Source organism: Salinibacterium sp. UTAS2018, from assembly GCF_004118935.1.
Taxonomy (GTDB): domain Bacteria; phylum Actinomycetota; class Actinomycetes; order Actinomycetales; family Microbacteriaceae; genus Rhodoglobus.
Map to the genome: position 1 here is coordinate 995681 of NZ_CP035375.1, position 18315 is coordinate 1013995.

17 protein-coding genes are annotated in these 18315 nt (G+C 60.5%); 5 read left to right on the forward strand and 12 right to left on the reverse strand.

Annotated elements, in window-relative coordinates; translation table 11 throughout:
* Positions 1-76: 76 nt before the first annotated feature.
* A complete protein-coding gene (ybaK, locus tag ESZ53_RS04760) occupies positions 77-553 on the forward strand; it encodes a Cys-tRNA(Pro) deacylase (protein ID WP_129071775.1) in 477 nt (158 codons plus the stop codon).
* On the opposite strand, the gene ESZ53_RS04765 is transcribed toward ybaK, so the two are convergent.
* Together ESZ53_RS04765 and ESZ53_RS04770 are read right to left on the reverse strand one after the other, a co-directional pair.
* Positions 550-1506 carry a tetratricopeptide repeat protein gene (locus ESZ53_RS04765; protein WP_129071776.1) on the reverse strand — a complete coding sequence of 319 codons (957 nt, stop codon included), beginning with the start codon at positions 1504-1506 and terminating at the stop codon, positions 550-552. The two genes, ybaK and ESZ53_RS04765, sit on opposite strands and share 4 nt — an antisense overlap.
* Positions 1503-3251 (reverse strand): hypothetical protein, encoded by a 1749-nt coding sequence (locus ESZ53_RS04770; RefSeq protein WP_246837385.1) that lies wholly within the window; start codon positions 3249-3251, stop codon positions 1503-1505. Before ESZ53_RS04770 ends, ESZ53_RS04765 begins: the two co-directional genes overlap by 4 nt.
* 282 nt (positions 3252-3533) lie before the next feature.
* On the opposite strand from ESZ53_RS04770, the gene ESZ53_RS04775 reads away from it, so the two are divergent.
* Positions 3534-5873, forward strand: coding sequence for a hypothetical protein (locus ESZ53_RS04775; RefSeq protein ID WP_129071778.1), 2340 nt, complete (start codon positions 3534-3536; stop codon positions 5871-5873).
* Positions 5874-5944: 71 nt separating this feature from the next.
* A complete protein-coding gene (locus ESZ53_RS04780) occupies positions 5945-7006 on the forward strand; it encodes an AI-2E family transporter (protein ID WP_129071779.1) in 1062 nt (353 codons plus the stop codon).
* Here the strand turns inward: ESZ53_RS04780 and ESZ53_RS04785 are convergent.
* From ESZ53_RS04785 to rpsB, 8 genes are all read right to left on the reverse strand, one after another.
* Positions 7003-7794, reverse strand: a complete 792-nt coding sequence (locus ESZ53_RS04785) for an alpha/beta hydrolase (protein WP_129071780.1) — start codon at positions 7792-7794, stop codon at positions 7003-7005. The genes ESZ53_RS04780 and ESZ53_RS04785 overlap by 4 nt on opposite strands.
* Before the next feature lie 341 nt (positions 7795-8135).
* Positions 8136-8792 (reverse strand): lytic transglycosylase domain-containing protein, encoded by a 657-nt coding sequence (locus ESZ53_RS04795; RefSeq protein WP_246837386.1) that lies wholly within the window; start codon positions 8790-8792, stop codon positions 8136-8138.
* Positions 8793-8836: 44 nt separating this feature from the next.
* Positions 8837-9388 (reverse strand): DivIVA domain-containing protein, encoded by a 552-nt coding sequence (locus ESZ53_RS04800; protein ID WP_129071782.1) that lies wholly within the window; start codon positions 9386-9388, stop codon positions 8837-8839.
* 14 nt (positions 9389-9402) lie between these two features.
* Positions 9403-10281 (reverse strand): phosphatidate cytidylyltransferase, encoded by an 879-nt coding sequence (locus ESZ53_RS04805; protein WP_129071783.1) that lies wholly within the window; start codon positions 10279-10281, stop codon positions 9403-9405.
* Entirely contained in the window at positions 10281-10832 is a 552-nt protein-coding gene (gene frr, locus ESZ53_RS04810) for a ribosome recycling factor (RefSeq protein WP_129071784.1), read from the reverse strand. Before frr ends, ESZ53_RS04805 begins: the two co-directional genes overlap by 1 nt.
* A 107-nt stretch (positions 10833-10939) precedes the next feature.
* Complete coding sequence (gene pyrH / locus ESZ53_RS04815; RefSeq protein ID WP_129071785.1) at positions 10940-11653, reverse strand: UMP kinase; 714 nt, start codon at positions 11651-11653, stop codon at positions 10940-10942.
* Positions 11654-11817: 164 nt separating this feature from the next.
* Positions 11818-12645: a translation elongation factor Ts gene (gene tsf, locus ESZ53_RS04820; RefSeq protein ID WP_129071786.1), complete on the reverse strand. Its 828-nt coding sequence runs from the start codon at positions 12643-12645 to the stop codon at positions 11818-11820.
* A 12-nt stretch (positions 12646-12657) separates the two neighbouring features.
* Positions 12658-13575: a 30S ribosomal protein S2 gene (rpsB, locus tag ESZ53_RS04825; protein ID WP_129071787.1), complete on the reverse strand. Its 918-nt coding sequence runs from the start codon at positions 13573-13575 to the stop codon at positions 12658-12660.
* Positions 13576-13895: 320 nt separating this feature from the next.
* Between rpsB and ESZ53_RS04830 the strand changes: the two genes are divergently transcribed.
* Positions 13896-14387: a M23 family metallopeptidase gene (locus tag ESZ53_RS04830; RefSeq protein ID WP_129071788.1), complete on the forward strand. Its 492-nt coding sequence runs from the start codon at positions 13896-13898 to the stop codon at positions 14385-14387.
* A 64-nt stretch (positions 14388-14451) separates the two neighbouring features.
* On the opposite strand, the gene ESZ53_RS04835 is transcribed toward ESZ53_RS04830, so the two are convergent.
* On the reverse strand, positions 14452-16620 hold the full coding sequence (locus ESZ53_RS04835; protein ID WP_246837387.1) for an MMPL family transporter: 2169 nt from the start codon (positions 16618-16620) through the stop codon (positions 14452-14454).
* A 77-nt stretch (positions 16621-16697) separates the two neighbouring features.
* Between ESZ53_RS04835 and ESZ53_RS04840 the strand changes: the two genes are divergently transcribed.
* The gene (locus tag ESZ53_RS04840) at positions 16698-17276 is read left to right on the forward strand and encodes a MarR family winged helix-turn-helix transcriptional regulator (RefSeq protein ID WP_129071789.1); all 579 of its coding nucleotides are present in this window, start codon (positions 16698-16700) and stop codon (positions 17274-17276) included.
* Positions 17277-17384: 108 nt separating this feature from the next.
* On the opposite strand, the gene ESZ53_RS04845 is transcribed toward ESZ53_RS04840, so the two are convergent.
* Entirely contained in the window at positions 17385-18287 is a 903-nt protein-coding gene (locus tag ESZ53_RS04845) for a tyrosine recombinase XerC (protein ID WP_246837388.1), read from the reverse strand.
* Between the last annotated feature and the right edge of the window lie 28 nt (positions 18288-18315).

The window sequence follows — 18315 nt, forward strand, 5'->3', positions numbered from 1 at the left end:
TGTGTGTCATTACTCTAGATCGCATGCACTGCTGCTTCGACCCGGCTCCCCCTCGCTCGCGGGCAAACGATCGCTGATGGCGCTCGGAACCCCAGCCACCGTTGCGCTCGATGCGCTCGGCATCACCTTCACTGCACACCCCTACGCGCACGACGCCAGCAACCAGGACTATGGCATCGAAGCCGCCACCGTCCTCGGAGTTTCTCCCGAGCAGGTCTTCAAGACCCTCATGACCGTGGTGGATGACGAGATGATCGTTGCCGTCGTTCCCGTTTCGGGAAAACTCGACCTCAAAGCGCTCGCCTCGACTCTGGGCGGCAAGAAGGCGACGATGGCCGAGCCCGCGGTTGCACAGCGACGTACCGGTTATGTGCTGGGCGGCATCAGCCCGATTGGGCAAAGGCTCCCCCACCGAACCGTGATCGATGAGACCGTCGAACTCTTTGAGACCGTGTTCGTGAGCGGCGGCACACGCGGATTCGACATTGAGCTTTCGCCCGCCGACCTTCTTCGCGCTACCGACGCTCACGTCGGCGCGATTGCTCGCGACTAGTAGAGCAGCAATGTGAGTCGGCGACGAGCATCTGCTACGCGAGGATCTTCGGCGCCAGCGATTTCGAAATAGTCGAGCAAGCGGGTGCGAATAGCGCCTTTGCCATTGGCGTCTGCTGAGGGAAAGAGCTCGAGCAGTCGGTCGAAGGCGTCGCCCAGATGACCACCAGAGATATCGAGGTCAGCCACGGCGAGCTGAGCCTCGACATCGGCAGGAGCTTGAGCTGCGGCACTGCGCACCGAGTCAGCGGTATGCCCTTCAAGCCGAGCCAACAGCGAAACCTGAGCGAGCCCGGCGATGGCCTGTTGGTCGCGCGGGTTCTGCGTGATAGCCGTCTTGTAGGCCTCGATCGCCGTAGCGAAGTCGCCAGCAGAAATCGCGTCGAAAGCTTCTTGGTGCAAGGGAGGTAGCGGCTCTTCGACCGGTTCTACGGCCTCGTCCTCCGCCGTTTCATCGGCCGCAGGCAATGTGCCCGTCACCTTGTTTTCGGCAGCGAGCTGCAAAACCTGTTCAAGCACCTCTTTGAGGTCGTTCTCCGGCATGATGCCGCTAAACAACTGCACGGGGCGCCCGCCGATGACGGCTGCGACAGTCGGCACCTCTTGCACTTGGAACGCTTGCACCAACTGGGGGTTTGCCGTGGCATCCACGGTGACCAAGGCGAACCGGCCCTTGTACTGGGCGATCGTCGGTTCGAGCGATGCTTCGATTCCTTGGCCAAAGAACTCAACGATGACGGGCACCGTATTGGAGAGTTCAAGAACTTGGGCAAAGGAGGCATCGTTCGCACTCGTGGCGTAGCCGCTCGGCGCCCGAGACTCGGCAGCAGCATCTGCGGGAGCATCTCCCGCCGGAGCACCCGCCGCCGAGGCGGGAGTGTTGTGCTGGCGAACGAGCGACGAAAGGTCGACAGCTCCGCGAAGACTAGCGGCGTTCAGGGGGGCGTTTGTCATTTCAACTCCGATGCTTCAACGAGTCCTTGGGTGTAGCCGAGCAGAACGATTTTCTCGTCGTTGCCCGCGGCAGGAACATAGAAGAGTAATTGATCACCGTAGGTCGACTTGATGCCTTCTTCGGTGATCGAGATTCCCGAGAGAGCCTTGGTCTGACCGCTGAAGGTAACGGCAGAGCCTTCTTCCTTCGGAGCAGCGACCTTGGTCTCGTAGAGATGGACCGCGACGATGGCACCGGCGTCAACCGTGGCCATGGCGATGGGATCCGCAGCGCCTAGTTCGTGGCCATAAGTAAGAGTGGCGGTGCTCGATAGAGCGGCCTTCTCTTTCTTTTTCACCGCGAGCCCGACGCTCTCGCGCAAGCTGTCACCCTCGACTTGGAAGTCGAGGTAGGAGTCGCTGTCGAGATCCTGCTCGAGAATTTCGGCATAGTCGAGCGCAACCTCGGTCGGCGATGAGCGCAGCAGGCCGCTGTCGGCCGGCAGACGTGAGGTTCCGACGCTAGCCGCGGCAACGTCGGGGAACACAACTGACGGTTCGAGATTGATGGCGTAGCTGACCTTGTAATTGTCGCGCGGCGCTTTTTGCTCGAGGAAGAGTGCGATCGGCGCAACCGTGGAATCGGTCTCGTCAAGGATGATCGTGAACACAGTGCGCGGCCACGTGTCGGTTTGCTGAGGGAGAGTGAGCTGCACGGGACCATCCGGGATGGCGACGGGCAGAGCAATATCGTCATCGGCTTCACGCATCTTGTAATTCGCGAGCCGATACTCAAGCGCAGCGTCTGAGAAGCGGGTCTCAATAAGGTCGGCGTCACGTTCGTCATCGGCCTCTTGAGAGACGGCACTGATCTGGGCGACGATCTTCTCGATCTGGCGAACAGCAACCGCGGGCGCCGTAACAGCGGGCGCCTCGTCTGTGGCAGCAGGGCTTGGCGACGGAACTGTCTGGTCGGCGGCTGAATTAGGCGCGGTCGACGCGGTGCATCCGCTGAGGATTATTGCGCTCACGAGAACCGCGGGGATAGCGATCCGCGCGCTTGTGCGGAGCGACGACGCGTCGCTGGCCTGTGAACCACGCTTCGACTGCTTGTAGCGAGCCTTCTTAGGAACCTTCGGCATCTTCTGCGGCTTGCGGCGCGGGCCGCCAGCGCGGCGCATGTTGTGCACCGCCCACATCAGGAAGATGAGGCCGATGAGTAATACACCGGCACCGCCCATGATGAGCGTGCCAGCCCAGGGCGTGCTGTTGTCGAGGGGCCACGAAAGCGATACGGCGTTGGGGGCGGGCTCTGTTCCATCTGACGCCAGAATGAACGACACGTCAGTCGGAATTTTCACGGTGAGCGCCAGCTCGTTCTCGGCCTCGTAGTTCTCTAGCCAGAGGTCTGAGTTGTACGGGTCGGGAACCTCTTGCTCGGTTCCCGCGATCGTTTCGGTCGTCAGATCGCCCGTCTCGGGGTCGATGGACACCATGTTGTAGCTTGCGTCGCCCACCCAGGCGAGCACGTCGGTGGAGCGACCGTACGCAGCCACAATCCGGCGGGGGCCTTCAATCCGGATGGTCTGGTTGCCCGAGAACGTGTTGAACGCCTCGCCGCTGATCACGGTGAGTGGCGCTGTGCCGTCCATCTCCGCGGAGACTGACACCTCATCCGGGGTCGCAAGAATGGTTTGCTGAGCAATGCCGTAGCCGATCATGACGGCTGCGAGCATGAAGCTCACTATGGCGAGAACGAATCTCACTATCTCTCCTTTCGTGTTGCCCACGATGACTCACGGAAAGAAAACCCATGCCACGTTGGCAGAACCTCAGCTGGTCTGGAGGTAGGGGCCCCATCCACTCGGGAAGGCAACATCAAAGACGTTCAAGAATAGCCGATCGTTTCCAGCCCACCTAGTTACTCTTCTGGGAAGTATCTGGGAGAAGAGTGAACGCCACGATGCGGGTTCGAAACGAGGATGACAGGAGGCCTCCGCGCCCCACTAAACTCAGAGGGTTCATTCCGCAGACATCGAGGAGAAATCTTGGCCGCGAACGATACCGATTTCGGCACAGAGATGCGCGGTTACAAGAAAGACGACGTCGACAAACTTATCGGCGAACTTCGTCGCGAACTTGTTGCCGCTAAAGCAGATCGCACGGCCTCGACAAAAGAGGTCAAAAGACTCCTCGCCGTAAACGAAGATCTTCAGGCTGAGCTCGACGAATCGGGCAGCCCCACCTACAGCGGACTCGGCTCAAAGCTCGAGAGCATGCTTCGTGTTGCCGAAGAGCACTCGACTCAACTCATCAGCCAGGCCGACATTGACGCTGAGAAGATGCGCAAAGCGGTGCAGGCTGAAACCTCGACTCTTCGCGCAGACACCGCGAGCGAAGCCGAACGCACCTTGGCCGAAGCCCAGCATGAGGCAGCAGCGCTCGCAAAATCGTCCCGCGCCGAAGCGGACACTCTTGTCGCACGGGCGAGAGACGAAGCGTCTCAGCTCGTGGGTGATGCTTCTCGGGAAGCAGCAACCATTCGTGGCGCCGTAGCGACCGAAGCAGCGGATGCCCGTACCTCAGCGAAGCGAGAAGCTGCAGCTCTGCGTGCCGAAACAGAACGAGCGATGGCAGAGCTGCGTGCCAGCACCGCGGCTGAAGTCGCCGAAGCGCGCGAGGCTGCAGAATCTCTCGCCCGGGACGCTGAGCTTGGACGCGCGACGTTCGAGGCTGAGAACACCAAGCAGCGCGAAGACCTAGAGCGGGACATCGAGCAAGCACGCACCGATCTAGCTCGCGAGATCGACACCGCGCGGGCTGAGCTCGACGCTGAGACCACCACGGCTCGAGACAAGCTCGCGAACGAGACCAAGGCTGCCCACACGAAACTGGCGAACGAGACCGCTGCCGGTCACGCGAAGCTGGTCAACGAGACAAACGCCGCCCAAGCGAAACTCAAGGCAGAGCTGGACGCGGGACACGCAGCGCTCGAGGCAGAAGCGGACGCCACTCGCAACGCCGCCGCTACCGAGGCCGCGACTACGCTGGCCGAGCTCGAAAAAACCGTCACGACCGCACGGGCCGCCCTCGACGCTGAGTTGTCTGAAGCCCGAGACCTGTGGGAGACCGAGGAACGCGACGCACGCCAGCTGCTCGAACACGACGTCACGAGCACGCGCGCCGCGCTCGACGACGAAGTCACCTCAACAAAGGCTGCTCTCGAACACGAAGTCACAAGCACCCAAGCCGCTCTTGAGCAAGAAGTATCGACCACCAAGACGGCCCTCGAGCAAGAGGTTAAGGTCACCCAGGCCTCCCTCGAGCAAGAGGTCACGACCACTCGGGCCGAACTCAACAACCACGTTGCTACGACGAAGGCCGCACTCGATGACGAGGTCACGTCTACCCACGCCGAGCTCGAGGCGCACGTCAAGGCCACGCGAAGTGAACTCGCCGCCGACGTTGCTGCCAAGCAAAAGGCGATTGACCGCGAGGTAAATTCCACCAAGAAGGCGCTGGCGAAAGAGGTCTCCAGTACGCGTGGCGCTCTCGAAAATGACGTCGAGACAACTCGCGCAGGGCTCGAAGATGAAATCGCGACAGCCCGTGCCGCATTCGAACACGAGAGCACAACAGCTCGCGCCCAATTCGAAGCGGAGATGAGCACTCGTCGCAACGAGCTCGAGGCAGAAATCGCCTCAGCGACAGCCGCACTCGAAGAAGAAATGGCTCGCCGCCATGCCGAGTTGGATGCCGCGATCGACAGCAAGCGCACCGAACTTGACAGCGACGTCAGCGAGACCCGTGCGGCACTCGCCCACGATGTGGAGAAACAAACTGCTGACCTTGAGCGGGACATCGCTCGTCAGCGCGCTGAGCTAGCGAACGAGGTGGAATCGACTCGAGCAACGATCAAGCATCAGCTCGAGGAGACTCGCACGACGATTGAACGCGAAGCAGAAGAAGCGCGTATTTCGCTCGCAAAAGAGCTTGCGGTGCGCCGCGACGATGCCGAGAAGGAATTCTTGGCCCAGCACAACGAGGCAACCGCACAGACGCACAACTACCTCGAAGAGGCGCAGGCACAGCTGGCCGAAGCTGTGCGCGAGGCGAATGCCAAGCGTCACGAAGCCGAAGAGCTGACCAAGTCATCGCAGGCGGAGGCGAAGAAGGTTCTCGCTGAGGCCTCGGCGCACGCCGCCGAGGAGTTGTCCGACGCTGAGCAGCGCGCGAAGGCCATGACCGATGACGCTGAGAAGCGCTCCCGAGAACTCGTCAGCGATGCCGAGGAGCGCCTCACCAAGATCAAGGCCGAGCGCGAGACCGTGGCGGGATACTTCGAAAACCTTCGTGGAGTTCTCAACCAAGCCGAGGAAGTTAACTAGGAACTGCCCACCCGGCACCTAGAATTACGCTCAGCCTGACACGTGGGTGTCAGGCTGAATGGAGCCACGTAATGAAGATCCTCAATCCGTTCCGCCTTGGGTTACTCGGCGGCCTGGGGGTTCTTGTTGCGGTCGGAATCGGCCAAACCGTTATTTCGCTCGCGACAATCCTTACCTACGTGGGCGCAGCGCTATTTCTCGCTCTGGGCCTCGATCCTGTTGTCACCTGGCTCGAGACCAAGAAATTCCCTCGCTGGACTGCCATTCTCACCGTGTTGGTGGGAGTCCTGGGGGTCTTCACTGGCCTCATCTTCGCGATTGTGCCCGTTATCGCCGAGCAGGTTCGCAACGCGGTGCAAGCCACTCCTCGACTCGTAACTGCTTTCTTTGATGGCACCGTTCGCGAAAGTGTCGAAACGGCACTCCCGTGGCTGCAGGTGCAAGATCTGGTTGACGGCTTTAACGCGTGGATAGCCGACCTCGATCTCACGACGATCGGCGGTGGCGTCTTCGCTGTCGGCATTGGAATCGCCACGGGCATCACCGGCGCGATTATCGTGCTGATCCTCACCATCTACTTCGTGTCGTCGCTGAAGAGCATCAAATCAGGCCTGTACCAGTTGGTTCCTGCCACGAAACGCGCGAAGTTCATCGACCTCTCTGAACAAGTAAGCGCTGCCGTAGGCCGCTACGTTATTGGCCAAGGCTCGTTGGCACTCGTCAACGGTGTGCTCTCGTTCATCGTGCTGACGCTGATTTTCCCGGCCTTCGGCTTGCCCGTGAAATATTCGGCGCTATTGGCGTTCATCGCCTTTATGGGGTCGCTCATTCCTCTCGTAGGAACGCTGAGCGGCTCGATCGTCATCACGCTGCTCGTGCTTCTTTTCAACGGCCCCCCGAGCGTCATCGGCGTCGGCATTTACTACCTCATCTACATGCAGGTCGAGGCGTACGTACTCAATCCGCGCATCATGAACAAGGCCGTGAAAATTCCTGGCGCGCTCGTTGTGATCGCTGCGCTCGCCGGCGGAACGTTGCTGGGTATTTTGGGTGCGCTCATCGCCATCCCCGTTGCCGCGGCGATCCTGATCGTCGTGCAACAGGTGATCGTGCCGCGTCAAGCAGATCTTTAGAGAGTGCTCTCCGCAACGGCGGATGCCTCCGGCGGCCAAGTACGCGGCAGCGGCAGCACAACCGGGTTGAGGCGCGCCACAATCTCCGTCAGCACTCGATAGGTCTGAGACTCCCCCACCCACAGGTGCTTGCCTCCTTCGACCGCAACGAAGTCGATTTCGGGCACCGATGCGAACCGCTGCGCCGCTTCGTGCGGTCGCAGGTAGTCATCGAGTTCAGGAATGACAGCGACGAGCCGTCGTTCGTCGCCTGCCCACGCAGAGACGTCCTCCGCCGTGGCGCGGTGAAGCGGCGGGGACAGCAGAATAGCTCCGGTGATGGGGTGCTGTCGGCCGTACTTGAGAGTGACCTCGGTGCCGAACGACCACCCCAGCAGCCACACGTTGGGCAATCCCCGCTCGCGAACAAAATCCATAGCCGCGGCAAGATCGAACTCTTCGAGGGTGCCCTCACCAAACGAGCCTTCAGAGGTGCCTCGCGGTGACGTAACTCCGCGGAAGTTGAAACGAAGCACGGCAATATCTGCCAGCGCGGGCAACCGCGCCGCGGCTTTGCGGATGATGTGAGAGTCCATAAACCCACCGGCGGTCGGCAAGGGGTGCAGCGTCACCAGGGAGGCCGCGACATGACCGGACTCGGGCAGCGACAGTTCTCCCACCAGAGTGAAGCCATCGCTCGTGTGAAGCTCAATGTTCTCGCGCTGCGCCGGCAACTCAGTGGCACCGCGAATGGGCTCTGGAGCTGGCTGGGCGGATGCGGCCGAACTGGTTGCCGAATTGTCGCTCACTGGATGGCGCTCACAATCTTATTTTCCAACAATGCTGATGCCAATGGCGTCGCGCTGAGAGGTCGTTTGCCTCTCCCATAATGCCGTCAGCACGCCACGTGACTGTGTGGGCGGTCCCTTGAGAGATCGACTGCGAGCATCCGGGACAGGTATAGGTCTTGGCCGCTTTCGAAGGCGACACGGGCTGAACGTTCCACTCGCCATCTCGTTTGAATTCGGTGCGGCGAGAGCCGAAGATCACCCGACTGAGGTCTGCGCTCTCGTCATCATCGGGGCGACGTCGTCCACGGGGACGATTAGAGCGGGGCATGGATCAAGCTTATGCGGTGAGGCAGGGCCGTCTAGTACCAGCCATTGGACTCAGAGTGAGACCATGCGCCGCAGGGAGTGCCATAACGTCCCTCGATGTAGCTAAGCCCCCAGCTGATCTGCGTAGCGGGGTTGGTGGCCCAGTCGGCGCCAGCGGACGCCATCTTGTCGCCGGGAAGCGATTGCGGGATACCGTAGGCACCGCTCGAGGAGTTGTGAGCGTAGACGTTCCACCCAGATTCGCGATTCCACAGGCTGACCAAGCAGTTGTACTCGCCGGAGCCAAGGCCACGCGCCGTCAGCATCGACAACGCAATCGACTGCGCCGTGCCCGGGTCAGGTGTGCCAGCGGCAGGGACCGAGGGCGCTGCGGGAGCAGCGGGGACGACCGGCTCAACAATAAGTTCTTTCACTGCAAGCTTGTCTCGCGACACTTCGTTCACGAAGCCTTCTGCGACGGTCAGCGATTGCACCTCTGCCCGTTCGATGGAGCTCACCGGGGCCTGTGCAGCCGACACCGTACTCGCTGGTGTCGGGGCTGCCACCATAAGCGTGGCGATGAAGCCCAAACTGGCGACGGAGGCGAACACGGGGAGGGTCCACGAGACCCGTGTGTGCCGCCCAGAAAGATCCGCACCCTGGCTACGGGCCTGAGCGCGGATGATTGCGGTTCGCGAATTAATAAACAAAGTACTAGTGATGCTAGTCGACGGACCTGAAAAAACGGAGGGAACTACCGAACGGCGAGCATGACGTCGATCACCGAGTCGAGCAGGTAGTCGACTTGCGCTTCGCGATAACCGCCCTTTGCTGTGCGGAACGCTACTGTGCGCACCCGATCAATCGTCAGTGGTGCGCCGTGCTGGAAATAGTTGGCCAGTTCTTGAGCGAACGCATCGACGTCCTTGACCGCGTATCCCATCGTGAATCCGTTCACCTTGGAGAACTTCTTGCCGTCGAGGCGAGCGAGGCGGTTCAAAATCTCTTGCGCCTCAGCGCGAGCGTTGGCGTACCACGCAGTCTCACCCAGTTCAGCGATCGCACGATCCCGCTCGCGCGCTGCAAAGGCATCTTCAAGCCGCTCCAACGCCGAATCGACGTGAACGGTCGAATAACCGCCCTTGTGCATCGCGAACGCCAACCTGCGGATGCTGCGCGACGATACTACGGAAGAGTCGCTCCGATCGGCGGTGTAGGCACGACGCGCCTCTTCGAGGAAGTCCTCGACCTGGTCGACGTTGTACCCCAACTGTGACTTACGGCTGCGGGGAAATGTGGTGCTCACGGTTCTATTCTGCCTTACGCAAAGATGAGAAACAGCGCGTAGCCGGCTGCAGCCGACAAAAGTGACGAATCTACGCGGTCCAAGAAGCCGCCGTGACCGGGCAACCACGTGCTGATGTCTTTGATCCCGAGGTCTCGCTTGATGAGTGATTCTGCAAGGTCACCCATCGTTGCCGTGCCGAGAATGACGAGTCCAAAGATCAGCCCCACCCACCACGGTTGATCGATCATGAAGAGAGCGAGAAGCACACCAGCGGTGACCGCGGCAGCCGCGGCACCGGCAAAGCCTTCCCACGTCTTGTTTGGACTGATCGTGGGAGCCATCGGATGCTTGCCGAACGATAGCCCGCTGGCATACGCCCCGATATCGCTGACGACCACAACAATCAACATGGCGAGGGTCCACCACTGGCCGCCGTCTTCTGACGTGAGGATGACCGTAAAGCTAGCGAGGAACGCGACGTACAACATCACGAAGACCCCAGCACCGAGGTCGCGCATGATCGAACGCACCGAACCACGATGGCTCGGCATGACGACCACTTCAACCAATCGCCACACCCACATGAAGGCGATTCCCGCCAGCGTGATGTACCACTGACCTTCTGCGTGCCAGTAGAACGACGCGGGTACCACTGCGACGGCGGCGATGACCGCCCCAACGCGGGGAATCTTCAGCCCCGAAAAGCGAAGTGCACTTGCGAGCTCGAACGCGGTGAACGCGACGAGCACCCCGGCAAAGAGCATGAATAGCTCTTTGACGAAAATCAGGCTGAACAACAACGAAAGACCCAACGCCAGACCCACGACAATTGCCATCGCCAAAGGTCGCCCGGTGCGGGCGTTGATCTTGTCGTTTGTTGCTCGAACCTGAGCTTCGAATTCAGAAACCATTAGACCTCGAGCAGCTCAGTTTCTTTACGCTTGAGAGCATCGTCAATCGCGTCGACATGAGCTTTCGTACTCGCTTCGAGTTCTTTCTCTGCACGAGCGATCTCGTCTTCGCCAACCTCGGTCAGCGCGTCAAGGTCGTCCTTAGCCTTACGGCGAATGTTGCGCAGCGCGACGCGGGCCTGCTCAGCCTTTTCGCGAACTACCTTGACGAAGTCTTTACGACGTTCTTCAGTAAGTTCAGGAAGAGTGGCACGGATGACACTGCCGTCGTTGCCGACGCTGGCACCGATGTGGTGCGCCCCCGCAATGGCCTTTTCAATGTCTTTGAGAGCTGACTTGTCGAACGGTGTGATGAGCAGAGTACGAGCCTCCTGGTTCACCATCGAAGCCAGTTGTTGCAACGGGGTCGGTGTTCCGTAGTAGTCCACTAGGACCTTCTGGAACAGGGCCGGGTTCGCGCGGCCGGTACGGACCGTGCTGAAGTCTTCTTTGGCAGCATCCACTGCCTTGTTCATCTTTTCGCTAGCCTCGGCTAGAACATCACTGATCACAGGGCACTCCTCTTGGTCTCACCCGAGTTTAGCCTGAGGTCGTTGGAACAACCGTGGCGCGGCACTCGGAAATCATCTGGCTTAGGGGGTTTTCGAATAGCAGAACGCTATCCGTGCACGCGGGTGCCGATCTGCTCGCCCACGATGGCGCGAGTTAGGTTTCCGGCGGGCTCCATGCCGAACACGAGCATGGGCATCGAATTGTCCATGCACAGGCTGAAGGCGGTGGAGTCAACAACCTTGAGGCCCTGAACGAGAGCGTCTTGGAAGCTAATGGAATCGAGCTTGCGGGCATCCGGGTTGCTGCGAGGGTCAGCGTCGTAAACGCCATCCACACCATTTTTAGCAACGAGCACTTCTTCAGCGCCGATTTCGAGGGCACGCTGAGCGGCCACGGTGTCGGTTGAGAAGTACGGCAGGCCAGCGCCCGCACCGAAAATCACGACGCGACCCTTCTCAAGGTGACGCTCTGCACGCAATGGAATGTAGGGCTCTGCAACCTGAGTCATGGCAATAGCTGACTGCACCCGCGTTGCCACACCGGCCTGTTCCAAGAAATCCTGAAGGGCGAGGGCATTCATCACAGTGCCCAGCATTCCCATGTAGTCAGCGCGACCACGGTCCATGCCGCGTTGGCTCAGTTCCGCTCCGCGGAAGAAGTTGCCACCACCGACGACAATTGCGATTTCCACGTCAGTGGATGCCGCCGCAATTTCTTTGGCGAGAGCCGAGACAACATCCGGGTTCACACCCAGCTGACCACCACCGAACGCTTCTCCCGATAGTTTCAGCAGCACTCGGCGTTTGCGTTGAGTTGTCATCGTCTTCTTTCCGTGTTGATGTTCATATACAGGTTATTGCGTTGTGGCGCCTTCAGCATGGGCGCACAGCAGATTCGCCGCAAGCCGCATTCTGTCGCCACCGGTGGTGCGCGCACAATAAAGGCCCGAGGCAATAGAGCCTCGGGCCTTCATCACACTGAGTGTTAGGCGCCTACCTTGAAGCGAGCAAAACCGGTAATGGTAATGCCTGCATCAGCGGCGACCTTAGCGATCGATACCTTGTTGTCGCGAGCGTAGTCCTGGTCAAGCAGCGATACCTGCTTGAAGAATGCGCCGAGACGACCTTCAACGATCTTGGGAAGAGCAGCATCAGGCTTGCCCTCTCCGCGACTGATTTCCTCTACGATACGACGCTCGTTCTCGACATCATCTGCCGGAACGTCTTCGCGCGAGAGGTAGGAGGGAGCAGCGAACGAAATGTGCTGAGCGATTCCGCGAGCGGTCTCTGCATCGTCACCCGTGTACGCGAGTACAACGCCAACCTGCGGAGGCAGGTCCTTGTTGGTGCGGTGCATGTAAACCTCGAACGAGTCGCCCTCGAGCTTCGTCAAGCGACGTAGCTCGAACTTCTCACCGAGGATCGCTGCTTCGTCGTTGATGAGGTCTGCGACCGTAGCCGATCCCGCAGGTGCTGCGAGGCCCTCTTCTACGGTCGAAGCACCAGCGGCCGAAACTGCTTCTGCAACGGCTTCGCCGAGAGCAACGAACTTGTCACCCTTCGCAACGAAGTCGGTCTCGCAGGCGAGCTCGATGATGGTCGTTGCTGAACCAGTGGTCTTCGCGGCGATGAGGCCTTCGCTGGTGGAGCGGTCTGAACGCTTGGCGTTGCTCTTGGCACCGCGCAGACGAAGAAGCTCGGTGGCCTTATCGAGGTCACCGCCTGCCTCAACGAGAGCGTTCTTAGTTTCAACCATGCCGGTGCCGAGGCGCTCGCGCAGGGTCTTGAGGTCTTCGAGGCTAAAGTCTGCCATTGATTCGAATCCTTACTTCTTGTCGTCAGCTGCGTCTGCAGCCTTCGCGGGGGTCTTCTCTGCGGCGGGCTTCGCAGCAGCGTCGTCAGCCTTAGCTTCCTCTGCCTTGGGCTCTTCAGCCTTAGCTTCCTCAGCCTTGGGCTCTTCAGTCTTCGCTGCAGCAGCATCTGCGTCAGCCTGGCCGAGAAGCTCAGCTTCCCACGCAGCCATGGGCTCTACTTCTTTGCCCTCTTCTGGCTTCTGGTGACGCTGGATAAGGCCCTCAGCGGCAGCGTCAGCAACGATGCGCGTAAGGAGACCAACCGAGCGGATGGCGTCGTCGTTACCCGGGATCGGGTACGCAACGTCGTCGGGGTCGCAGTTGGTGTCGAGGATAGCGATAACCGGGATACCAAGCTTGTGAGCCTCGTCAATGGCGAGGTGCTCCTTCTTGGTGTCGACGATCCAGATGGCCGAAGGGGTCTTCGTGAGGTTACGGATACCACCGAGGCTCTTCTGCAGCTTCACAAGCTCGCGCTTCTGAATGAGCAGTTCCTTCTTGGTGAAACCACGAGTGGTGTCATCGAAGTCAACTTCTTCGAGTTCCTTCATGCGTGCAAGACGCTTGGAAACCGTCTGGAAGTTGGTGAGGAGTCCACCGAGCCAGCGCTGGTTGACGTAGGGCTGGCCTACGCGCAGTGCCTGCTCAGCGATGGAACCCTGTGCCTGCTTCTTGGTACCCACGAAGAGGATGGTTCCGCCATGAGCGACGGTCTCTTTGACGTAGTCGTAAACTGCGTCGATGTGACCCAGCGACTGCTGAAGGTCAATGATGTGGCTGCCCGAGCGCTCGGTCAGAATGAAGCGCTTCATTTTCGGGTTCCAACGACGAGTCTGGTGTCCGAAGTGTACGCCGCTGTCAAGCAGCTCGCGGATGGTTACGACGGCCATGGCCGTTCTCCTTTTCTGGCTCACTGGCGCGCATGGCGGCAATGGCCTTCTCAGTTAATACTCGCTACCGGTTGGCGCGAATCCTGGTGCCCGGGCATACCTCCGCCCCGATCGCAGTGCTGCACGAAAGGGGACTGAGTGGAGATAGCGGCCGTATGTTGCGGTAGTTGTACTGCAACGGGGCACGCGTAGTCACCGCGAATACACGCGGTGCTGCCAAAATCATACCATCGCTCCCCCACAACAACGTCACGGGACGCCGTTTTCCCCGGAAGCGTTTTTCAACGCAGGCTCGCTAACCAACTGTCGAGACTGGGTGGATGATTCGAGCCCCGTTCAGCGTCATTCTCGCGTTCCTCATCGCCGCGTCGACGGGCAGTAGCCCAGTCGTTAGCGCGGAGTCGGTCTGGAGTTGGCCCGTCGAGGCACCGCATCCGATCATCCGCCCCTATATTGCACCTGAAACGCCCTATTCAGCGGGACACCGTGGAATCGATATCGGCGCGGGAGCGTCAATCGAGGTGCGTGCGCCGGCTGCGGGCGTGGTGCACTTCGCCGGCACGGTTGTTGATCGCCCGGTGCTGTCGATTAAGCATCCGGGCGGGCTCATCACGAGCTACGAGCCTGTCACTAGCGCGCTGGCCCGAGGTGACCCCGTGACGCAGGGTCAGGTCGTCGGAGAGCTGCAGCCCGGACACTGCTCGGTCGCATGCCTGCACTTCGGCGTACGACTCGATGGCGAGTACGTGTCACCACTTAACTATCTCGGAGCCATTCCGCGCGCAATTCTATTGCCGACGAGAAAGCCCTAGCCGGGTTCGAGCGCGAGGCGCCGGAACCCGACTAGGGCGAGTTTTCCGTGATGAGAAGGGAGCCTTAGCGGTCGACCTTGTGCGTCGGAGCAGCATCGCCCTCGGCGTGCTTCGGAGCATGCTCCGTGGTGTGCGCCGGAGCATGGGCGCGAACGTGCTCACCCGATCCCTTCGGAGTACGCACTTCAGCACCCACCGAAATGACGCGGCTCGGCCACCAGAACTTCTCCCCCAACATGAACGCGAGCGAAGGAACGATCACGGTACGCACGAGGAGGGTGTCGAGCAGCACACCGATGCAGACAATAATTCCGATCTGCGTGAGCGTGATGAGTGGCAGCACTCCGAGCACTGCGAAGACCGCGGCAAGCAAAATACCGGCGCTTGTGATGACGCCACCCGTCGAAGAGAGTGCCCGAATCATGCCCTGGCGGGTGCCGTGGGTGACCGCCTCTTCTCGAGCTCGAGTGACCAGGAAGATGTTGTAATCAACGCCGAGGGCCACCAAGAACAGGAAGCTGAAGAGCACCACATTCGTATCAATCGCCGGGAAGTCGAAGACCGATTGGAAAAGCAACCAGCTGGCACCGAGGCTCGCGAAGAACGACGCCACAACCGTGAGCAGCAGCAGGATAGGGGCAACCAGCGAGCGCAGCAGGAGGACCAGCACGATGAACACCAAGCCAAGGATGAGCGGGATCACGAGGTCTTGATCCGACTGCTGAGCGCGCTCAACGTCGAGAGCCTGCGCATCCAAGCCACCGACGAGCGCATCGGCACCGTCGATGGTCGAGAGTTCGGCACGGAGAGCCTCGATAGCGGCGAACGAGCCTTCTGTTTCGGCAGCGTCATCCAACACCACGCTGATCTGCGTGATGGTGGAGGTGCTTTCGCCGATGCGAACAGCGTCAACGCCGTCGACACTTTCGGCGGCTTGAGCTGCTTCTTCGGTGTAATCGGAATTCACGATGACCGAAGCAGGCGAACCGCTGCCGGCCGGGAACGCATCCGCAATCAGTTCCTGACCCTGGACTGCCTCAGGAACTTGCGTGAAGCTCTCGGTCTGCGAGAGCCCAATCTTGATCTGCGGCACACCTAGCGAGAGCGCTCCGAGCACGATCGCGCCGAGAATTGCGACAACGACAGGCTTCTTGGAAACGAGAACGCCGAGCTTGTGCCAGACACCACGCTCTGCACTGCCTTCGGTGCCGAATTTGGGGATGTAAGGCCAGAAAAGACCACGGCCGAAGAGTACGAGAGCGGCAGGCAACACAACGAGTGCGAAGATCATCGCGATCACAACACCCGTGGCACACGCGATACCGAGGGCACGGTTGCCCTGCAGCTCGGCGAACACAAGCGTGAGGAGTGCCAGCACGACGGTGCTACCGCTGGCGATGATGGCGGGGCCCGCACCGCGCAAGGCACGAGACATGGCTTCACGGCGATCCTCGACGAGCCGCAATTCGTCGCGGTAACGCGCAATCAACAGGAGCGCGTAGTTAGTACCGGCACCGAAAACGAGCACGGAGAGGATTCCGGTGACGGAAGCATCCAACTGGATGCCGGCAAGAGTGGCAACGCGAGCGGCAACGATGCCTGCGAGACCGTCAGCAGTACCCACGACAATGAGCGGCACGAGCCACAACCACGGGCTGCGGTAAGTAACGAGCAACAGCACGGCGACCACAATGACCGTCGTGAGGAGGAGAGTGAAATCGGCGCCTTCGAAGACTGCCGCGATGTCGACAGCGAATCCTTCAGGGCCACTCAACAGCGCCGAAAGGCCGTCGGGGAGGTCAGCGTTGGCTTCGGTGCGAATCTCGTCAGCACGTTCCGCTTGCTCGCCCGCTTCAGAGAGCTTGTCGAGCGGAACCGTGACGAGGGCCGTTGTTCCGTCGTCGGAGAACGAGGCCGGCGGCACAAATCCCTCGGCGGAGAGGTCACTCAGCGACGCCGTGGCGTCGGTGATCGCCGCCACGTCGTCGTCGGTGAGGTCCCCGTCGTCGCGGGTGTAGACAAGTAGAGCGACGGTGGAATCAGCGCCGGGCAGATCCTCGGCGGCAGCAGCCGCTTGAGCAGATTCGGCAGAATCGGGCAGGCCGATGCCGGGCAGCGCGCCCTCCTCATTGCCGGAGCCGGCAGCAAAGATCGCACCAGCGGCGAGGAATGCAGCGACCAACACAATCCACGAAGTCTTTCGGGCGGTGATGAACGTCCTGAGGCGAGACATCGCTCTCCTTCTGAAGCAAAGTACTTCGATCAACTAGATATTAGACAAGTTAGAAACATACCGGTAAAGTTTTCTCCATGCAACACAACGAATTCGCTCTGGAGCGCCCCCAAGCACGCCGCCCCACCCAGCTGCTGCGGGACATTCTCGACATCAGCGAAGAGTTCGAGGAACACGTCGGGCGAACGCTCTCCGTCAACGCGACGGACCTTGAGGCGATGGAACACTTGATCATGAGCGGCCCGTTGCCTCCTACCGAGCTTTCGCGCCGCCTGAACATTTCAACGCCCGCCGTCACTGCCTCGATCGACCGTCTGATCACCGTCGGTCATGTCACTCGCGAACAGCATCCGACTGATCGGCGCAGCGTGGTCGTCGTGCCTAATCCTCAATCTGTAGCCACCGCCATGGCCACCCTGATGCCCATGATCATGGGCATTGATCGCGTACTCGACAACTTCGACGCGTCTGAAAAAGAGGTAATCGAGCGCTATCTCGACCAAGTTGTGACGATTTATCGCGAGCAACTGCCCGAGCCCGCGGATATTCCCGCACCAAAGCCAGCCGTTGCCCCGCCGAAGATTGACCCGCCAGGACCGCGCCGTTCATCGTGGAAGCCTGAGACTCAGGTCGGGCCGACGATCTTTAGCAGTTAGAGCTTCCTCAACAGCGAGCACGCCGGGTACAACGGGTTCGCCGGGTTCGCCGGGTTCGCCGAAGGCGTTGTCTTCGCACACTCCCGTGCGCTCGACGCGCTGAGGGCATCATGCTCGCGGATGGGCCATCCGATAACTATCGCGTAGCCGCTCAGTGGAGACGTGCGTGTACAGCTGAGTTGTGCCGAGACTCGCATGCCCGAGAAGCTCTTGCACCGCGCGCAAGTCGGCTCCCCCATCAAGCAGATGAGTGGCCGCGGTGTGTCGTAACGTGTGCGGCCCTGAACCTCCCGAACCCGGAACATCGGCCAGTAAGTGCGCAATAACCTCATAGACGGCACGCGCACTCACGCGTTTGCCCCGAGCGCCCACGAAGAGGGGCGCTGCTCCCCCGGTCTCCGTCGTCAGCTGCCCCCGGCCGCGGGTGAGGTAATCGCTGAGCGCCCGCTGGGCGGGGATGCCGAACGGAACGACACGCTCCTTCGCTCCCTTACCCATCACCCGCACCGTCAGTCGCGAATCATCGACATCGTTGGCGCTCAAGCCCACGAGTTCGCTCACCCGCAGAGCAGAGGCATACAAGAGTTCGACGATAGCCCGATCCCGCAACGCAACCGGATCGGACGAGGAAGCTTTCGCCTCAACACTCTGCAACATCTCGGCCATTTGGTCGCGATTGAGAACGCGCGGCAAGTGACGCTCAGCTTTGGGCGCTTTGAGCCGAGCCGCGGCATCCACTTCGGTGTGGTGGTTAGCGGTCAGCCAAGCGCTGAAAGCTCGGGCTGCTGCCGCTCGGCGAGCAAGCGTCGCCTTAGCGAGCCCGTCTTGCGACGATTGCCAGAGCCACTCACGCAGTAGTTCTAGATCGAGGTCGACTGGTTCGGTAGCCGAGCGCTCGGCAGCGAAGCCGACAAGAGTGGTGAGATCGGAACGATAGGACCGGATGGTGTGCACGCTAAAACCGCGGTCTGCCGAAAGGTACTCGACAAACACCTCCACTAGCCGGTTCATGTTCACGTGTCTATCGTGCGGCATGCTG